The organism is Isoptericola halotolerans, from assembly GCF_013149785.1.
In the GTDB taxonomy this organism is placed as follows: Bacteria; Actinomycetota; Actinomycetes; order Actinomycetales; family Cellulomonadaceae; genus Isoptericola; species Isoptericola halotolerans.
This window is the reverse complement of sequence record NZ_JABEZU010000004.1, coordinates 108,572-125,964: the sequence shown is the minus strand read 5'-3', so window position 1 is coordinate 125,964 and position 17,393 is coordinate 108,572. Positions and strand designations below refer to the sequence as shown.

Genomic DNA, 17,393 nt, shown 5'->3' with positions numbered 1-17,393 from the left:
CTATTGTCCCTGCCCCCGCGACGACGACGCCGGGAACTGCTCGGCGAGCGCTCGGAGCTTCGTCACGTAGGCGGCCTGGTCGATGTCGGGGATGTTCGTGGCCCGCGGGATCAGCCCGACGGCCCCGTCGATCTCCTCGCGCAGGATGTCCGCGTGACCCGCGTGCCGGCTGAGGTCGTCGATGACGTGCACGACGATCCGCTGCAAGGTGACGTCACCCCTGTCTCCCCACCACGGCACGCGGCCCGGGGCGTCCAGGGGCAGCTCGGTGATGGTGGTGTCGGCGAACGTCGCGACGCGGCGGTAGAGATCGATGATGTGCTCCGCCGACTCGTCGGCCGTCGCGTAGAAGTCCACGTTCGGGTCCTCGTCGACCTGGGCCTCCGTGGGCAGCTCCTCCGGCGTCGGCCAGGGCCGTCCGAAGACCTCCCCGAAGTACCCGGCCTCGACGCTCGCGGCGTGCTTGATCAGTCCGAGCAGGTTGGTCCCGGTGGGGGTGCGCGGCATGCGCAGCTCCCGCTCCGAGAGCCCCTGCGTCTTCCACACCAGGGACTCGCGGACGTCGTGCAGGTAGTGCAGCAGCATCTGCTTCGTGTCGGGCAACGCGTTCACAGAGGGCTCCTTCGCCGTGTCGGGGATCGCAGGTCAGACGGTGAGCAGACCGCGGCGGGTGGCCACGGCGACAGCCTCCGCCCGACCCGAGACCCCCAGCTTGGCGAGGACGTTCGAGACGTGGACGCTGACGGTCTTGGTGGAGATGTAGAGCCGTTCGCCGATCTGCCGGTTCGACAGCCCCTGCGCCACCAGCTCGAGCACCTGCTCCTCCCGGTCGGTGAGCGTGGACGTCTCCCGGCGAGCTCCCGGGACCGCGACCCGGGCGCGCCGTGCCCAGGCGAGCACGGCGTCGGCCAACGGACCGGCACCCATGTCGCGTGCCTCGCGCAGCGCCTCGGCAGCCTCCAGCTCGGCGGCCGCGCGATCACCGGCGGCCCGCAGGGCCTGCGCCCAGCGGAACCGCGACCGCGCCACCTCGTAGCGGTAGCCGTAGGAGAACTCGCGCACGGTGGACTCCCAGACGGCGGGGTCGGCGGGCGTGCCGTCGGTGGCGGCCACGAGCCGCGCGTGCTCCGCCTCGGCCCGGCGCAACCAGGCGCGCCCCTCCGGCCCCAGGACGCCACCGCGGGGGCGGCCCCGCTCGGCCGTCTCGCGGGCCACCGCGAGCAGCTCGTCGCCCGAGCGGCGCTGTTCCTCGCGACGCGGGTCGGTGCCTCCGACGGCAGCCTCCTCGGCGGCGTCGGCCAGCGCGGCCAGCGCCAGGGCCGAGATCCAGATGCGGCCCAGGAAGTACGTGCTCCACACGGCACCGAGATGCTCGACGACGGCCTCGGCGAGCGCGGCCGCCTCGTCGTACCGCCCGGCGAAGGTGAGGGCGTCGATGCGGCAGCCGCCCGAGATGAGGGCGACGAACCCGTCGACGTCCCAGTCCTTGCGCAACGCCTCCGTCCGGTCGAGGACCTGGTCGTCGCCGCGCGCGACGGCGGCGTACAGGCCGGCGCTCTCCATCACCATGGCCTCCAGCGCCGGGATGCCGTCGCGTGGCGGGGGCGCCGAGAGGTCACCACGCACGTAGCGCAGGAGCTCGGCGATCATCCGCATCGAGATCCCGACGGAGCTGCGGGTCGTCGCGGTCTCCTCCGCCCGGGCCAGCCCGCTGGCCACCAGGTCCGCCGCACGGTCCAGGTGGCCCGCGTAGTACCACGTCGTGGCGAGGTTGTACCGGCAGCGCATCTCGGCGGTCAGGCTGCCCGCGTCCACCGCGCGGTGCATCGCGGACTCGATCAGCCGGGCCGCCGTCTCCGGGTCGCCCACCTCGATGACGGCCAGGGAGGCCAGGGCGTCGGCCTCCGCGTGCGGCGCACGAGCGCGGTGGGCGACGTCGACGGCGCGTTCCAGGAAGTCGCGGGCGGCGTCGTCCTGGTCACGGACCATCTCGATGCGCCCGCGGACGGCGAGCGTCGAGGCCAGCTCTTCCGTGGGGTCGGCCGGGAGCACCTGCAACGCGAGATCGATCTGTCGCGACGCCTCGCTCACGTCCTCCTCGATGTCGAGCAGGTAGCGGACCAGGACGTGCCGCAGGCTCGCCTGACGCTGCGGGTCGTCCTGGAGCGACTCGATCGCGCCGCGCGTGAGCTGGACGGCGCGGGTCGGCTGCCCGGCGCGCGAGGCCGCACCGGCAGCGACGAGGGCCACCTCGACACGGTCCGTGCCGGTGCGCGAGGCGGCGTCGGGCACCGACTCCCACAGCGAGAGCACCTGCTCGAGGTGGCGCAGCTCCTCGGTGGGTGCCAGCAGGTCGCGGGCGCGCTCGGCCGCGTCGTACGACGCCGCGAGCGCCGTCGGCAGGTCGTGGCCCTGCTGGGCGTGGTGGGCGCGCTCGGCGGCCGAGCCCAGGTCGGGTGAGTCGAGCAGGGCCGCCAGGTAGGACAGGTGCATCGCGGTCCGCTCGCCGGGCAGGAGGTCCAGGTACAGGGCCTCGGCGAGCAGGGCGTGACGGAACGCCAGGTTGACGCCCTCGACGGCGAGCACCTGGTGGGCGACGGTGTCACGCAGGGCGGCCGCCGTCGTGGCGGCGTCGAGGCCGGGAGTGCGCTCGGCAGCGGCGCGCAGGAGGTCCTCGCGCACCTGCCGGCCGGCGACGGACGCCAGCCGCACGAGCTGTTGCACCGGGGGGTCCAGGTCCTGCATGCGCGTGTGCAGCACGTCGGTGAGCGACCAGGGCAGGGTCCCGGAGGCCAGACCGGCGGCGACCAGCTCCTCGGCGAAGAACGCGTTGCCCTCCGAGCGCCGCAGCACCTCCGCGAAGTCGGACTCGGTCAGGGGGCCGTCGTTGAGCGCCGTGGTGAAGTCCCGGAGCTCCGCGGCGGTGAAGGGCTCCAGCTCGACGTGGTCGACGCGCTCGGACCGGTGCAGCTCGGCCAGGAGGGGGCGCAGCGGGTGCCGACGGTCGACGTCGTCGCTGCGGTACGTCAGGACGAGCAGCAGGTGCTCGGCACGCAGGCGGGTCACGAGGAAGCGCAGCACGTCCCGGGTCGACGGGTCGGCCCAGTGCAGGTCCTCGATCACCAGCACGAGAGGGGCGCCGGGCCGGCCGGCTGCGGCCAGGGCGCTGGCGACGCCGTCCAGCAGCGGCAGCCGTTCGGCGTGCTGGTCGTCCTGGGCGGTGCGCGGGCCGGCCGGGTCGAGCAGCCGGGCGAGCGCGGGGCGCTCGGCGACGATGTCGGCGACGCAGGTGGCGACGTCGTCGGCGTCCTCGGCCCCGGCCGGCCGCTGCAGGTGCCCGAGCGCCTCGGTGAAAGGGAGGTAGGGGATGCCGATCTCGCCGAGGTCGACGCAGTGCGCGACGACGACGCGTCCTCCCGCCTCTGCGGCCACCGCGGCGAGGTGGGTCACCAGACGGGTCTTGCCCACGCCCGCGTCACCGCCGACCACGAGCACGCCGGGCTCGCCGGCGGCCGCGCGGTCGAGGGACCGGCGGAACCCGGCGACCTGGTGCTCGCGCGAGATGAGGGGGATCTGGGACGACCGACGCACCTGAGCATCGTCCCACCGGACACCGACATCGGCCGAGCGATCTCCGCGGGGGTGTCCAGCGGTTGGCGCGAGGGACGTGAGAGGTGTCATGCCACGCGGCGAGCCTGGTCGTGCGCCGCGCGCAGCGTGGCCAGGCCTGCCTCGATCTCCGTCGTCCGGCGGGCCATGCGGATCTCCCATGCCCTGGCGTCCGTCCGGTCTGCCACGGTGTCGATCGTGTCGGCCAGGCGTTCGACGGCGTCGCGCGCCCGGGCCGACAGCCGGCGCTCGCGTCCCTGACGGCGTGCTTCGCGCCACGCCCGCCACCGCGCCCACGTCGTCGGTGTGCCGTAGGCCAGGGCCGCACGTTCGCGACGGTAGGCCAGCTCTGCCTCGAGTGCGGGTCCCTGCAGGTTCATCGTCGTGTCCCCTCGCCGTGCCACCGGTCGTTCCGGCATGGCTCCACACTCGTGCTGAGGCGGTGCCCGGCGGATCGTCCGGTCGCCCAGTCCTGGGGGGCGGGGGTACCTCAGACGGGGGGCTCAGGCGGGTGGGGGAAGGTCTGAGGTGGCTCAGACAAGTCGCCTCGGCCCGCTCCGGTCGGCAGCTTCGACCCCGATCGGTCGCTGCAGCGACCGATCGGAGCTGGAGCTGCCGAGCGCGGCGGGAGGAGGGCGGGTCGCACGACGACGGCCCCGCCGCCCGGGTGGTTCCCGGGTCGACGGGGCCGCGTCGCCGTCGGCCGGTCAGCCCTTGCGCACCGTGACCTTCACGGGGGTCTCGACGATCGTGGTGCCGGGCACCTCGTCGGCGACGAGCTCGGTGCGGACCGTGCCCGCCCCGGGCCGCTTGGCCTGCAGCGTCACGTCGTACGTGAGGCTGCCGCCCGGTGTCGGCTCGGTCGAGGTCACGACCTGGGTGCTGCCGTCGGGCGCCTCGGCCACCATGTCGCCCTCACCGGCGGCGTTCTCCGCCCCGACGAGGAACGGCAGCCCCGGGTCGGCCATCGGCTCCGCGTACTCGAACCAGATGTCCTGCTCGCCGCCGGTGCCGATCCAGACCTGGAACGAGCGGGCGTCCTGGGTGCCCCAGACGTACATGTCCCACTGCACGACCAGCCACGAGCTCACCCCGTCGGTGAGGCTGGCGAGCCGCACGCCCTCCGCGGCGGTGCCGTCGCCGGCCACGCTGTTGAGGTCCGTCCAGAACGGCGCGAGCACCGAGTTGGGGCGGGCCGGTGACGGGCCGTCCGGCAGGTCGCAGCAGTTGCTGTCCTCCTGCGTCCCGCCCCCGGCCACGAGGTAGCCGTTCGAGCTGACGCCGATCGACGTGTACGTGCGGCCGTTGTAGGCGTAGGCGGGCACGTCGTAGCTCTCCAGGGTCTCGTCGCCGAACGACTCCGGTGCGATGCCGAAGCCCTCGAGATCGAGGAAGCCCGAGTCGTCGAGCACCTCGACGCTCGGCACGCCCAGCTCGGCGGCCGCCAGGGTCGCCGTCTCGGTCCGCTTGCCCTTCAGCGCGCCCTCACCCGTGGTGGTGACCGACACCGCCTGCTCGTTGAACGACTCGTTGGTCGCCGAGACCGTGCAGGTCACCGAGCCCTTGAGGCGGACCGAGTCCGCGTCGCAGGACTGCGCGAGGTCCACGTTGCCCTGGGTGGGGACCCAGGCGACCGGGAGATGGCCGTCGCCCCGCTGGGTGCGGAACGTGATCTCGGCGAACTGCTGCTCGCCGGAGGCCGAGGTGTCGGTGATCGTGATGTCGAACGACACCGACCGGCCCGGCTTGACGGTCGCGACCCGGGGGCTGAAGGAGATCGACGTGCCCCGCGGAGCGTCGGCCGTCGGGCGGACCACCAGGTTGCGGCCGGAGGTGTTCTCCAGCGTGCGCGTGGTCGTCAGCCGTCCGGGCAGGGTGGGTGCGTTGATCGACGGGATGTTGAGGTCCACGGCCCGGACCGGGTCCGAGGTCAGGGCCGCGAAGTTCTCCGTGGTGTCGCTGATCGTGAACGGCGGCGTCAGGGAGGCCTCGACGTCGACCCGGCCGGCGCCCATGTCGAACGGGTCGGCCGGGGTGGTCAGGTCCTCCTTGACGACGTCGGTGGTCGACTGCGTCATGAGGGCGGACTTGATCTGGCCCGGAGTCCAGTCGGGGTTGGCGGCCTGGAGCAGCAGCCCGACGCCGGCGACGTGCGGCGCGGACATCGAGGTGCCGTTGATCGACTGGTAGTACTGGCCGGACGGGCCGCTCTCGGGGACTTCCGGCGTCGGCGTCATGGCGGCGAGGATCTGCACGCCGGGTGCCGTGATGTCGGGCTTGACGACGGGACCGGCCGGACCGCGCGAGGAGAACGCCGCGATGACGTCGCCCTGGCCCTCGGACTGCGCGCCGTCGGTGAACGACGCGGTCACGCCCGTGCGGTCGGCGAGCCACGCCGTCATCTCGGAGCCGTCGGGCAGGTGCACCGTGGGCAGGTAGTGGTTGTCGGTGGCGACGTCGGCGAGCGTCGGGTTGTACAGGACCATGCCGGCGGCGTCGCCCTGGAGCACGTTGTAGCCCTTGAGCACACGGGCGTTCTGACCGCGCTCGCAGAGCACGATCGTGCCCTCGAACAGGCCGTCCGGCGCCGGCTCCAGGCACATCGGGTCGGAGTAGGGTTCCTCGGCGGCGTGCACCACCGGCAGCGGCTCCTCGACCCCCTCCACGATGGAGGCGCCCTCGGCGGTGAACGTGGCGCCGTCGTCGGCCGTCAGCGTGAGCGTCGAGGAGAACTCCCGCGTCTGCGTGGAGGCGGCCACGGTGGTGACCCACGGGCTGACGTGGTTCGACGTGGCGGCGGTGGGGCCGGAGTTGCCGGCCGAGGCCGCCACGAAGATGCCGGCGTCGTAGGCGTTGAGGAAGGCGATCTCGATCGGGTCGGTGACGGTGCTGCCACCGGAGATCGAGTAGTTGATCGCGTCGACGTCGTCGACGATCGCCTGCTGCACGGCGGCGACCAGGTCGGACGTGTAGCCGCCGCCCGGGCCGAGGGCCTTGTACTCGATGATCTTCGCGCCGGGTGCGACGCCCTGGATCCTGGCCAGCTCGGGTCCGATGGTCTGGACGTCCTCGACGACGTTGCCCGCCGTCGTGCCCGAGGTGTGCGAGCCGTGACCCTCGGCGTCGCGCGCCGTGCCCTGGTACAGGTACTCCCCGGGGTTGAGCAGGTCGTACAGCCCCGTGAACGAGTAGCCGCCGATCAGCTTGTCGTTGCACTCGAAGGGGTCGTCCTCGGGGGTGAGCGGGTTGTCCCCGTACTGACACGCCACGGGTGGGCCGTCGTACGGCGTGAGGTCGCCGTCGTCGGCGAACGAGGGGTGCTCGGGCCAGAGCCCGGTGTCGATGTTGCCCAGCACGAGACCGTCGCCGGCCAGCTCCTCGGTGCCGAGCGCGTCGTACGCGGCGGGGGCGCCGATGAAGTCGGTGCTGGAGTCCGTCAGCGGCTGCTCCAGGGTGTTCTCCTGGACGGCCACGACGCCGGGCACCTCGAGCAGCTCGGGGATCCGGTCGCCCGGGACGAGGGCGGCGATCCCGCCGTAGACGACGTCGAAGGTGTCCACGACCTCGGTGGCGGGGACGGCGTCGGTGACGTCCGCGGTGATCGAGCGCTCCTGCTCCTCGACGTACGCGCGGTACCGCCTCTCCGCCGGAGCGGACTCCGACAGCGGCTCGCCGGTGACCGCCGGGCTGGTCGCCTCGTACTCCGGGACGGACCCGTCGTAGGAGGCCACGGCGTCGTAGTCGTACTTGACCAGGACGGGGACCTTCGTGCTCGAGCTCAGCGTGAGCAGCTTCTCGGAGGTCTCCACCAGCGCGCTGGTGGGGGCCTTGGGCCCGTCGTGCCGCTCCGTCGCGGCGGGCTGGTTGCCGGTGAGGGAGAGGTCGTCCGGGTCGGGCGGCGCGGCGCCCGCTCCCGTGGCGGTGAGCGTGGTGATGACCAGCGCGGCGCCTGAGGTGGCGGCGGCGAGCCGGATCGTGGACTGGTGGTTCCGTAAGCGCATGTGAGCGCACCCTTCGTCTCGGTCCGTCGAACGAGACTTCCCACGCGGTGCCACCTCGGTGTGGCGATGCCGACGTCGGAGGTCACTCCGCAACATACGGCTTGTGTGATGCGAGCAACATTCGAGCGTGTATCAGGCGTGTGACGGTCCGACCAGGATCAACCGGGCAAAGGCCCCAGGATGCACAGGCAACCGTTATCGCGGACGATGGGGCCATGTTCTGGTGGGGGGCAGGCCTGATCGTGCTCGGCGTCGTGGTGGCGGGCCGGGCTGTGTGGACCGCGCGACGGGCGGCGTCGCCCGGCCCGCACGGCATGGTGATCGCCGTCGGCCTCGGGCTGACCTTCTGGGGTGCGGTGCTCGTGGTCCTGGGTGCCGTGCGCTCCTGAGCGCCCTCCACCCTTCGAGATGGAGGGTAGGCAACCCTAACTCCAGGTGCTACGGTGGCGACGTCCTGACGATCTGTCAGGTCGTCACGACCCTCTGGAGGCCGTCATGTCCACCCTCGCTCCCGAGGCACCGCTGTCCGCGCTCCTGCGCGAGGGGACCCGTGCCGAGCACCAGGACGCCGAGTCCGAGGGCTTCGTGTCGCGCCTCATGACCGGGGGCCTCGACGTGGCGGCCTACGCGGACCTCGCCGCACAGCAGCTCGCGGTGTACACCGCGCTGGAGGAGGCGAGCGCCGTGGTGCGACGCGACGCGCGGGGTGCCGACCTGGTGTTCGACGAGCTGACGAGGGTCCCGGCCATCGAGCGGGACCTGGCTCACCTCTACGGCTCGTCGTGGCGGACCGAGATCCGCATCCTGCCGGCCGCGGACGTCTACGTGGCCCGGTTGCGCGAGGTGGGCACCCGACTCCCGGAGTACGCGGCCCACGCCTACACGCGCTACCTGGGTGACCTCTCCGGCGGACAGATCATCCAGCGCATGATGCAGCGGCACTACGGCATGGGCGCGCCGGGCCTGGAGTTCTACGACTTCCCGCAGATCCCGAAGTCGAAGCCGTTCAAGGACGTCTACCGCGAGCGCCTCGACGGGCTCGGCCTGGACGCCGTCGAGGTCGCCGCCGCGGTGGCGGAGGCGCAGGAGGCGTTCCGGCTCAACCGGGCGGTCTTCGTCGAGCTCGGCGCCGCCCACCCGGGCGCCCCGGCCTGATCCTCTCTCGCGCGGCCCTGTGACGGGCCGCACATCTTCTTCCCTGCCCGGACCCTAGCGCCGAAGGCTAGCCTCATCTAACTTAGGTGTGCCTACCCTGACGTGCGCACGAAGGAGCCCTGCATGTCCCCGGCCCGACGCCGCACCGGAACCTCCGCCCTGACCGCCGGCCTCACCGTCGTCGTCCTCGGGCTCCTCACCGCTTGCGGCGCCACCACGCACGACGACGGCGCCACCACCGTCGCCGCGGGCCCCGCCCTCGGCGACCTGGCGGACGGGGACGACGTGCTCAGCGACCCGACGGCCTGGACCGGTGAGGTCGTGGTCGAGGCGGCAGGCACCCCCGTCGAGCCGGTCCGCGAGGACCCCGAGCCCGCGCTGCCCGCCACCGTCACCGACGCGCAGGGCACCGAGGTCACCGTCACCGACACCAGCCGCATCCTCGCCATCGACCTGTACGGCACGCTCTCGCGCACGGTCTTCGAGCTCGGCCTGGGGGACAGCGTCGTCGGCCGGGACACGTCCTCGACGTTCCCCGAGATCCTCGACCGACCCGAGGTCACCTCGAACGGCCACGAGCTCACCGCCGAGGCGATCCTCGACCTCGCGCCCAGCGTCATCCTCACCGACACCACGCTCGGCCCGTGGGACGTCGTGCTGCAGATGCGCGACGCCGGCATCCCCGTCGTCGTCCTGGACCCGCACCGCAGCACCGAGAACGCCGCCGACCTGACCCGCGCCGTCGCCGACGCGCTGGGCATGGCCGACGCCGGCGACGAGCTGGCCGAGCGGACGCAGTCGCAGATCGACGCCACCGTCGCCCAGGTCGCCGCGCTCGCCCCGGACGACGACGCCGACAAGCTGCGCGTCGCCTTCCTCTACGTCCGCGGCCAGTCCGGCGTCTACTACCTCTTCGGGGACGGGTCCGGCGCGGACTCGCTCATCGAGGCGCTCGGCGCCGTCGACGTCGCCGGGGAGATCGGGTGGACCGGCATGCGGCCGGTCAACGACGAGGGGATCATCTCCGCCCAGCCGGACCTGCTGCTCATGATGTCCGGCGGCCTGGACTCCGTCGGGGGGGTGGACGGTCTGCTCGAGCGTCTGCCCGCCCTCGCCCAGACGCCGGCGGGGGAGAACCGCCGGGTCGTCGCCATGCCCGACAGCCAGGTGCTCGCCTTCGGCCCCGCCACCACCGGCGTGCTCGACTCGCTCGCCCGCGCCTTCTACGCGCCCGGGAGCCTGGGGTGAGCGCCGCCGTCGAGCAGCAGCGGGCCGACGCCGCTCCGGCCCCGTCGCCGGCGCCGGGCCCGCTCCCGCCCGCTCGCACCGGCCGGGTCACCGCGCTCTTCACCGTCCTGGCCGTGACGCTCGGGGTGCTGGCCGTCGTCTCCGCGGGGTCCGGCCAGCTGCACGTGCCGGCCTCCGAGGTGCTCGGCGCGCTCGCCCGCGGCGTGGGCCTCGACCTCGGTCCCGAGCCGGCCCACCCCCACGGGTACACCGCCCTGTGGACGGTCCGGTTCCCCCGCGTGGTGATGGCGGTCCTCGTCGGCGCGGCGCTCGCCGCCGCAGGCGCCGTCATGCAGGGCGTCTTCGGCAACCCGCTGGCCGAACCCGGCGTCGTCGGCGTCTCGTCGGGGGCCGCGGTCGCCGCCGCCGCGACCATCGCCCTCGGCCTCACGGCGTTCGGCCCGTGGACGACGGCGGCCGCAGCGTTCGTCGGTGGGCTCGTCGCCACGTTCGTCGTCTACGCGATGGCCCGGGCCGGGGGCCGCACCGAGGTGGTCACCCTCGTGCTCACGGGGGTCGCCGTCAACGCGGTCTGCGGCGCCGGGCTGGCCCTGTTCACGTTCCTCGGCGACACGCAGGCCCGCGAGGAGATCGTCTTCTGGCAGCTCGGCTCCCTCAACGGCACCCGCTGGGTGTACGTCGCGATCGTCGCCCCGCTGGTGGTGCTCGGCCTCGTCGGCGCGATCGTGCTGGCCCGCCGGCTCGACCTGCTCGCGCTCGGCGAGCGTCCCGCCCGGCACCTCGGGGTCGACGTCGAGCGGCTGCGCGTCGTCGCCGTCGTCCTCGTCGCGATGCTCACCGCCGCGGCCGTCGCGTTCTGCGGGATCATCTCGTTCGTCGGGCTCGTCGTGCCGCATCTCGTGCGGATGGCCGTCGGACCCGGCCACCGGGTGCTGGTGCCGGCCAGCGCCCTCGGCGGCGCCGTGCTGCTGCTCGCCGCCGACCTCGTCGCCCGCACCGTCGTGCCCTACGCCGAGCTGCCGATCGGCATGCTCACCGCGCTCGTCGGCGGGCCGTTCTTCCTCTGGCTCGTGTACCGCACCCGCCGCCAGGCCGGAGGCTGGGCGTGAACCCTCTGCTGACCGTCCGCGGCGCCGGTGTCCGCATCGGCGACGCCACGCTGCTCGACGGTGTCGACGTCGCGGTGCGCACCGGCGAGGTCCTCGTCGTCGTCGGCCCGAACGGTGCGGGCAAGTCCACGCTGCTGTCGGTGCTGGCGGGCGACCGCGCCCCCGACGCCGGCACGGTCACCTGGCAGGGCGAGCCGCTGGCCGCCGTGCGCCCGGGCGAGCTCGCGCGCCGCCGTGCGGTGCTGCTGCAGGAGAACCGCGTCGCCTTCCCGTTCCGCGTCGTGGACGTCGTGCGGATGGGACGCGCCCCGTGGGAGGGCAGCTCGTCGGCGGACCGGGACGACGCCGTGGTGGCCGCGGCGCTCGCGGCGGCCGACGTCACCCATCTCGCCGCGCGTCGCTTCCCGACCCTGTCCGGCGGGGAGAAGGCCCGTGTCTCGCTCGCCCGCGTGCTCGCCCAGGAGGCGCGGTTGCTGCTCCTCGACGAGCCGACCGCGGCCCTGGACGTCAAGCACCAGACCCGGGTGCTCGCCCAGGCCCGCCGCCACGCCGACGCCGGTGGTGCCGCCGTCGTCGTCCTGCACGACCTGCCGCTCGCCGCCGCCTGGGCCGATCGCGTCGTCGTCCTGCACCGGGGGGCGGTCGTCGCCGACGGCGCCCCGGCCGACGTCCTGACCTCCGCTCTCCTCACCGACGTCTACGACCACACCGTCGACGTCCTCACCCACCCCGTGACGGGCGCTCTCCTGGTGCTGCCACGTCACGGATCCCACGAACGGCAGGAGGTGGCGTCATGAGACGCCTGGCCGCGACCGTCGCCCTGGTGCTCGTCCTCGGTGTGGGCGCACCGGCGCTCGTCCCCGGCGGGTCGACGCCCGCGCAGGCCGCCGCACGCGTGAGCGTCTCCGGTCTCGACGGCGGCGCGCGTGCGTCGGCCACGGGTCCGACGACGTTGCGCCTGTCCGGCGCAGGCTTCCAGTCCGTGCCGAAGGGCTTCGGCGGTATCTACGTGCTCTTCGGCTGGGTGTCGGACGGTTCGTGGGCGCCGAGCCAGGGGGGGACGTCGGGCGAGACGCTGCGGTACGTGCCGGACTCGGAGTCCGCCGACAACGCCGGCTACCAGCGGTTCGTCGCCCATCCCGGATCCAGCACCGCGGACGAGGCCAACGGGGGGACGATCGCGAAGGACGGCAGCTGGTCGACCTCGATCGTCGTCCCGGGTCCGCGGTTCGACGCGATGGACCGGTCCGGGCGTGCCGTGCAGGTCGACTGCACCGCGGTGCAGTGCGGGGTGATCACCATCGGGGCGCACGGGGTGGCGAACGCGGCCAACGAGACCTTCACCCCCGTGAGCTTCGGCTCGGGCGGCTCCGGTGCGGGTGGAGGCTCCGGCGGCTCGGGAAGCACCGACGCGGGGGACGGCGCGGGCTCGGGGAACGGTTCGGGCGGCACCGGCACCGGCACCGGCACCGGCACCGGCACCGGCACCGGCACCGGCGCTGCCGACGGCACGACCGACGGTGCGGGTGGCGGCAGTACCCGCGACCCGGGCCTCCCGGACGCGCCGGCGGATGCCGGCGGCACGGGGTCGGCCCCGTCGGCGTCGCCGTCGGCCGAGGAGTCCGGGCCCGCGACCATCGGGTTCGACCAGGCGACCGCCGTGGCCGGGCGGGTGCTGAGCTTCGCCGGCCAGGGCTTCGAGCCGGGGGAGCAGGTCGTGGCGGTGCTCGACGACGGCGAGCTCGCCGTCGGTCCGCTCACGGCCGGTGCGCACGGGGAGATCGCCGGGCTGCTGGAGCTGCCGGGCGACCTGCGGCTCGGCACCCACGTCCTCAAGGTGACCGGCGCGTCGTCCGGCAAGCAGCCAGAGGTCGAGATCGTCGTGACCCGTGACCCGGCGGACGCCGCCGCCGAGGAGGCGGCGATCATGGCCTCCGCCGCGGGCACCGGGACCGTGGCCGCCGCGGGGGCGTGGGGCACCGGCTACTCGGGTGCCGAGCTCGCGGCCGGGGCGGCGCTGCTGCTGCTCCTGGTGGTCGTGGTGACCTCGGCCGTCGCCGGCGTGCGCCGGCGCCGGGCGGCGGTCGTCCTGAACGAGGCGTCGGCCGACCCGGACGAGGAGGAGCGGGCATGACCCGCACCGGACGCCTCGGTGCCGTGCTGCTCGCGGTCGGCCTCGCGCTGGGAGCGACCTCGACCGCGACGGCGTCCGACGGCGACGACCTCGGCCCCCCGCAGCGCGCGGGTGGTGACGTCACGGTCACCGTGACGGTGCCCGAGCGGCCCACCGCCGCGACCCTGACGAACGCCGAGCTGCGCTGGAGCGTCAACCCCGAGTCCGTCGGTGCGAACTTCTACGGCGGGTGCAACTTCCTCATGGCCGGGCGACCGGGCGACGACGGCGACGCGGGCGGCAGCTTCGTGTGGGGTGCCGGTGACTCCGGGCTCTACCGGGCTGCCGCCGGGAAGGTCAGCGTGGTGCGGCCCGGGCCGGCCGACGAGCCGCGGGTGCGCTACGCCACGCGCTGCCAGGCCCCGGACGGGACCCCGCTGAGCATGTCGGCCGAGAACACCAGCGGCGCCGAGGTCGTCGTCGTCGGTGGCAAGGGTGTGCGCGACGACGACGGCTCGCTCGACGTCTCGTGGAGCGGCACCTTCAGCGTCGTCTACTACGGCGGGCTGAGCTACTGGTGGGCCACCGACCCCCGGCTGGTCCTCGACGCGCGGGGCGACGGTCGCCTCACCGCGGTGGTCGGCGGGTTCGGCACCGACATGGCGGACCAGACGAAGTGGGTGCCGCTGCGCGAGCGCCGCGTCTCGTTGGCGACGTTCACCGGTGGTCGGATCGACGCCTCCGGCCTCGGTGGAACCCTCGCACCGGACTGGTGCGGTGTCGACGTCCTGTCCGTCGCCGGCGACCAGCTCCAGCGCGACGAGACGAACCGCTGCTGGGGGGCGTTCCCGCGGAACTTCGTCGCGTTCCAGCAGGAGACCGGCCTGAGCTCGTACTGGTACACCTCGGGCGGGATCCGCGACCGCTTCAAGCCCCCGTCGCCCGTCGCGGTGAGCTTCGACGCCTCCCGCAGCGTCGGGTCGCCCACGGACGACGACCCCGGCGGCCCCGGACCCGGCGGCCCCGGACCCGGCGGCGGGACCGTCGGGCCGGGCGCGACCGGGCCCGACGCGACAGGGACCGGTACAGACGGCTCCCCGGGGCCGGCCGGCACCGTCCCGAGCGCGGACGTGCTCGCCCCCGCGACGAGCCCGGCCGCCGGGCTCGCCCGGGACGGTGTCGCAGCGACCCGTGCCCTCGGTGCGCCAGGCCTGTTCCCACCACCGGTCGAGGACCCGTTCGTGCTCTTCCCGGCCGGCGCGGCCGCCACGCTCGGCGGCGGCACGCAGGGCCTCGTCCCCGAGCTGCCCGACGACGGCCCGTCGACCGGCGAGCTGCTCGCGTACGGCATCACCGCGCTGGCCACCGGCACCGCGGCGACCGTCCTCGGCTTCCGCCGTGGCTGGCTCGTCCTGCCGTTCACGTGACCGCGCACCCTCAGACCCCCACCCCGCCTGATCCCCAACGGAAGGCATGACCATGACCACCCCTCCCCGTCCGCCGGCACGCAGTCGTCTCGCCGCCGGGCTCGGTGTCCTCGCTCTCGGGCTGGGCGCCACCCTGGTGACCGTCGCACCGGCGCAGGCCGCCGAGGCCCGCGAGGTCGTCACCGGCACCGGTGACGTCTCCTGGGGCTACAAGGAGAGCTTCCGCCGCTACGTCGGCAACCAGACGGCGGCGCTCCCGCCGATCGGGGCGCTGCCGATGGGCGAGCGGATCACCCGCATCGCCCCCGGGCAGTTCGACACGTCCGCCACGCCGGCCTCGACGTCGAACACCTCCACCCCGAACGAGACGTTGCCGTGGACGCTGCCGGTCACCGGCGGCTCCTACACCTCGGCCGACGACCTGGTCGTCGAGTCGGCGGGCGGCGCCGCGTTCCACTTCCCGAGCCACTACTTCGACGTGACGATCGAGAACGTGTCCGTCGTCGTCTCGGGTGGCGACGCGACCGTCGTCGCCGACGTCACGGCCGACGTCACCGGTGACTTCGGCGACTGGGAGGCGGGGACCTACGGCGGCGAGGACGTCGAGTTCGCCACGGCCTCCGCCGTCGACGCGACCCTCGACGGGGACACGCTCCGGGTCTCGTTGACCGGCCTGACCACGACCGCCGACGGGGCCGCTGCGCTGCCGCTGTACGCTGCGGGCGACCCGTTGGACAACCTCACGCTGACCGCCGAGCTCGACGAGGCCCCCGCCTCCTGGACGCCCGCCGTGCAGGTGTCGCAGACCGAGGGCTTCGACCCCGCGACCAGCACGACGATCACCGTGACGGGCTCCGGCTTCGACCCCACGGCGAACATCTCGGCGCGCCAGCCGGTAGCGGTGGGTCAGCCGACCGGCGTCTACGTCGTGGTCGGCAAGTTCGCCGAGACCTGGAAGCCCTCCGACGGCGCTGCCTCGGCCGCGCGCACCGTGATCAGCCAGAAGTGGGCGCTGCCCGAGCCGTCCTACACCCAGGTGCGGAACGGCTTCCCGAACGTCGCCGACCAGCTCGTGCTGATGAACGACGACGGCACCTTCTCCGTCGACCTCGAGGTCTCCACGCACGACACGGTGTCGGGCGCCTACGGTGTGTACACCTACGCCGCGGGCGGTGCCGCACCCAACGCCGCCCAGGAGTCCGCCGTCCCGCTGAGGTTCGCCAAGCCCACCGCCGACGGCGAGGGTGAGGTCGGCGTCGACGTCGAGGTGCCCGGGTCCACCGACCCCGTCGACCCCGACCCCGAGCCCGGCTCCTTCTCCTGGACCATCAACGGTGCCGGCGCCGTGAACCTCGGCACCGCACAGGCGGGCGACACCGCCTTCACCGCCACCGGTGCCCTGCACCAGGTGACCGTCTCCGACACCCGCCCCGACGGCACCTGGTCGATCAACGGCGCCGTGGGGAGGTTCGTCGGCGGTTCGGGCTCCTTCTCCGGCGCGGCCCTCGGCTGGACGCCCCAGGTCACTTCCGGCGCGGCCGTCGCCGGGTCGCCGGTCGTCGCGGGGTCCGGCCTGGGCCTGACCCAGACGTCCACGCTGGCCAGCGGGACCGGGGCGACCGGGTCCGACGACGCCGTCGTGGACGCCGGGCTGTCCCTGCGCATCCCGCTGGACACCCCGGCCGGTGACTACACCGGTGTGCTCACGCTCACCGCGGTGGGCTGACCCTCCGTGCGACGCCTGCTCACGACGCTCGCCCTGACGGCCCTCGTGGCCGTCGGGGCGAGCGCCGCCGTGCCGACCGGGCCCGCGGCGGCCGACACCGCCGACGACCTGACGTGGTCGTTGTCGCCCGGCAAGGGCCCCGACCCCGCGCAGGTCGCCGTCGGCGCCCTCGGTGCGGATCGCGCCAACTACGCCTACACGGTCGATCCCGGCACCGAGATCGCCGACCGGCTCCTGGTGACCAACCTGTCGGCCACGTCGCTGGACCTCAGCGTCTACGCCACCGACGCGTCGACCACCCGCGAGGGGCACCTCGACCTCCTGCCCGCCGACGCCGAGCCCACGGGGCTCGGCACCTGGTTGGAGCTGGACGTGCCGGCAGGGGAGATCTCCCTGGATCCCGGGGAGACGGTGCGGGTGCCCTTCCGCCTCGTCGTGCCCGAGGGCGCGACACCCGGTGACCATGCGGGCGGGCTGGTGACCTCGCTGCGACAGGCGACGGGCGACGGCGCGCTCACCGTGGACCGCCGGCTCGCGCTGCGGGTCCATGCCCGCGTCTCCGGCGAGCTCAGCCCGGGCCTGGTCGTGCAGGACGTCACCGTCAGCACGCCGACCGGTCTGCACCCGCTGGCGACGGCGACGTCCACCGTGACGTACACCCTGGAGAACACGGGCGACACCCGGATCGTGCCGACAGAGGCCGTCACGGTCACCGGACCGGGCAGCAGCGCCCCCCGGTCCACGACGGCCGAGCTCGAGGAGGTCCTGCCCGGTGCGGTCGTCGAGCGCACGGTGGAGGTGCCCGGGGTGCGGCCGCTGTTCCGGGCGGGGGCCGACGTCCGGGTCGACGGCGTCGTCGTCGGCATCGGTGGCGGTGGTACGGCCCTGGCGACAGGTGCCGCCGGCGGGTGGGCGGTCCCCTGGTCGCTGCTGGCGGTCGCCCTCCTGGTGGCCGGTGCCGCGGTGGGCCTGTCGTGGTGGAGGGCTCGCCGGTCGGTAGGGTGA

13 protein-coding genes are annotated in these 17,393 nt (G+C 74.0%); 9 read left to right on the top strand and 4 right to left on the bottom strand.

Translation table 11 applies throughout. The features are described 5' to 3' along the window. From HDG69_RS15275 to HDG69_RS15260, 4 genes are all read right to left on the bottom strand, one after another. Complete coding sequence (locus HDG69_RS15275; protein ID WP_171784704.1) at positions 1 to 612, bottom strand: mycothiol transferase; 612 nt, start codon at positions 610 to 612, stop codon at positions 1 to 3. 33 nt (positions 613 to 645) lie between these two features. Beyond that, the gene (locus HDG69_RS19435) at positions 646 to 3,591 is read right to left on the bottom strand and encodes a helix-turn-helix transcriptional regulator (RefSeq protein WP_343036465.1); all 2,946 of its coding nucleotides are present in this window, start codon (positions 3,589 to 3,591) and stop codon (positions 646 to 648) included. Positions 3,592 to 3,677: 86 nt separating this feature from the next. Next, positions 3,678 to 3,989, bottom strand: coding sequence for a hypothetical protein (locus tag HDG69_RS15265; protein WP_171784702.1), 312 nt, complete (start codon positions 3,987 to 3,989; stop codon positions 3,678 to 3,680). 327 nt (positions 3,990 to 4,316) lie between these two features. After that, entirely contained in the window at positions 4,317 to 7,610 is a 3,294-nt protein-coding gene (locus tag HDG69_RS15260) for a S8 family serine peptidase (RefSeq protein ID WP_171784701.1), read from the bottom strand. A gap of 215 nt (positions 7,611 to 7,825) precedes the next feature. Here HDG69_RS15260 and HDG69_RS15255 point away from each other — a divergent pair, with 215 nt between their 5' ends. The 9 genes from HDG69_RS15255 to HDG69_RS15220 all read left to right on the top strand — a co-directional run bounded on the left by HDG69_RS15255 (position 7,826) and on the right by HDG69_RS15220 (position 17,393). Beyond that, on the top strand, positions 7,826 to 7,999 hold the full coding sequence (locus tag HDG69_RS15255; RefSeq protein ID WP_171784700.1) for a hypothetical protein: 174 nt from the start codon (positions 7,826 to 7,828) through the stop codon (positions 7,997 to 7,999). A 106-nt stretch (positions 8,000 to 8,105) separates the two neighbouring features. Next, positions 8,106 to 8,765, top strand: a complete 660-nt coding sequence (locus HDG69_RS15250) for a biliverdin-producing heme oxygenase (protein WP_171784699.1) — start codon at positions 8,106 to 8,108, stop codon at positions 8,763 to 8,765. A gap of 123 nt (positions 8,766 to 8,888) precedes the next feature. Next, complete coding sequence (locus HDG69_RS18705; protein WP_216645768.1) at positions 8,889 to 10,013, top strand: heme/hemin ABC transporter substrate-binding protein; 1,125 nt, start codon at positions 8,889 to 8,891, stop codon at positions 10,011 to 10,013. Beyond that, positions 10,010 to 11,122: a FecCD family ABC transporter permease gene (locus HDG69_RS15245; protein ID WP_343036464.1), complete on the top strand. Its 1,113-nt coding sequence runs from the start codon at positions 10,010 to 10,012 to the stop codon at positions 11,120 to 11,122. Before HDG69_RS18705 ends, HDG69_RS15245 begins: the two co-directional genes overlap by 4 nt. After that, positions 11,119 to 11,919, top strand: a complete 801-nt coding sequence (locus tag HDG69_RS15240; protein ID WP_425484044.1) for a heme ABC transporter ATP-binding protein — start codon at positions 11,119 to 11,121, stop codon at positions 11,917 to 11,919. Before HDG69_RS15245 ends, HDG69_RS15240 begins: the two co-directional genes overlap by 4 nt. Next, on the top strand, positions 11,916 to 13,256 hold the full coding sequence (locus HDG69_RS15235) for a hypothetical protein (protein WP_171784697.1): 1,341 nt from the start codon (positions 11,916 to 11,918) through the stop codon (positions 13,254 to 13,256). Before HDG69_RS15240 ends, HDG69_RS15235 begins: the two co-directional genes overlap by 4 nt. After that, complete coding sequence (locus HDG69_RS15230) at positions 13,253 to 14,662, top strand: hypothetical protein (protein ID WP_171784696.1); 1,410 nt, start codon at positions 13,253 to 13,255, stop codon at positions 14,660 to 14,662. The genes HDG69_RS15235 and HDG69_RS15230 overlap by 4 nt, the downstream gene beginning before the upstream one ends. A 52-nt stretch (positions 14,663 to 14,714) precedes the next feature. Further along, entirely contained in the window at positions 14,715 to 16,388 is a 1,674-nt protein-coding gene (locus HDG69_RS15225; RefSeq protein ID WP_171784695.1) for an HtaA domain-containing protein, read from the top strand. A gap of 6 nt (positions 16,389 to 16,394) precedes the next feature. Next, positions 16,395 to 17,393, top strand: a complete 999-nt coding sequence (locus tag HDG69_RS15220) for a WxL protein peptidoglycan domain-containing protein (protein ID WP_343036463.1) — start codon at positions 16,395 to 16,397, stop codon at positions 17,391 to 17,393.

Excerpts from the sequence above, each read along its gene's own strand:
- HDG69_RS15265 (WP_171784702.1), bottom strand. The coding sequence starts at position 3,989 with ATGAACCTGCAGGGACCCGCACTCGAGGCAGAGCTGGCCTACCGTCGC.
- HDG69_RS15260 (WP_171784701.1), bottom strand. The coding sequence starts at position 7,610 with ATGCGCTTACGGAACCACCAGTCCACGATCCGGCTCGCCGCCGCCACC.
- HDG69_RS15255 (WP_171784700.1), top strand. The coding sequence starts at position 7,826 with ATGTTCTGGTGGGGGGCAGGCCTGATCGTGCTCGGCGTCGTGGTGGCG.
- HDG69_RS15250 (WP_171784699.1), top strand. The coding sequence starts at position 8,106 with ATGTCCACCCTCGCTCCCGAGGCACCGCTGTCCGCGCTCCTGCGCGAG.
- HDG69_RS18705 (WP_216645768.1), top strand. The coding sequence starts at position 8,889 with ATGTCCCCGGCCCGACGCCGCACCGGAACCTCCGCCCTGACCGCCGGC.
- HDG69_RS15235 (WP_171784697.1), top strand. The coding sequence starts at position 11,916 with ATGAGACGCCTGGCCGCGACCGTCGCCCTGGTGCTCGTCCTCGGTGTG.
- HDG69_RS15230 (WP_171784696.1), top strand. The coding sequence starts at position 13,253 with ATGACCCGCACCGGACGCCTCGGTGCCGTGCTGCTCGCGGTCGGCCTC.
- HDG69_RS15225 (WP_171784695.1), top strand. The coding sequence starts at position 14,715 with ATGACCACCCCTCCCCGTCCGCCGGCACGCAGTCGTCTCGCCGCCGGG.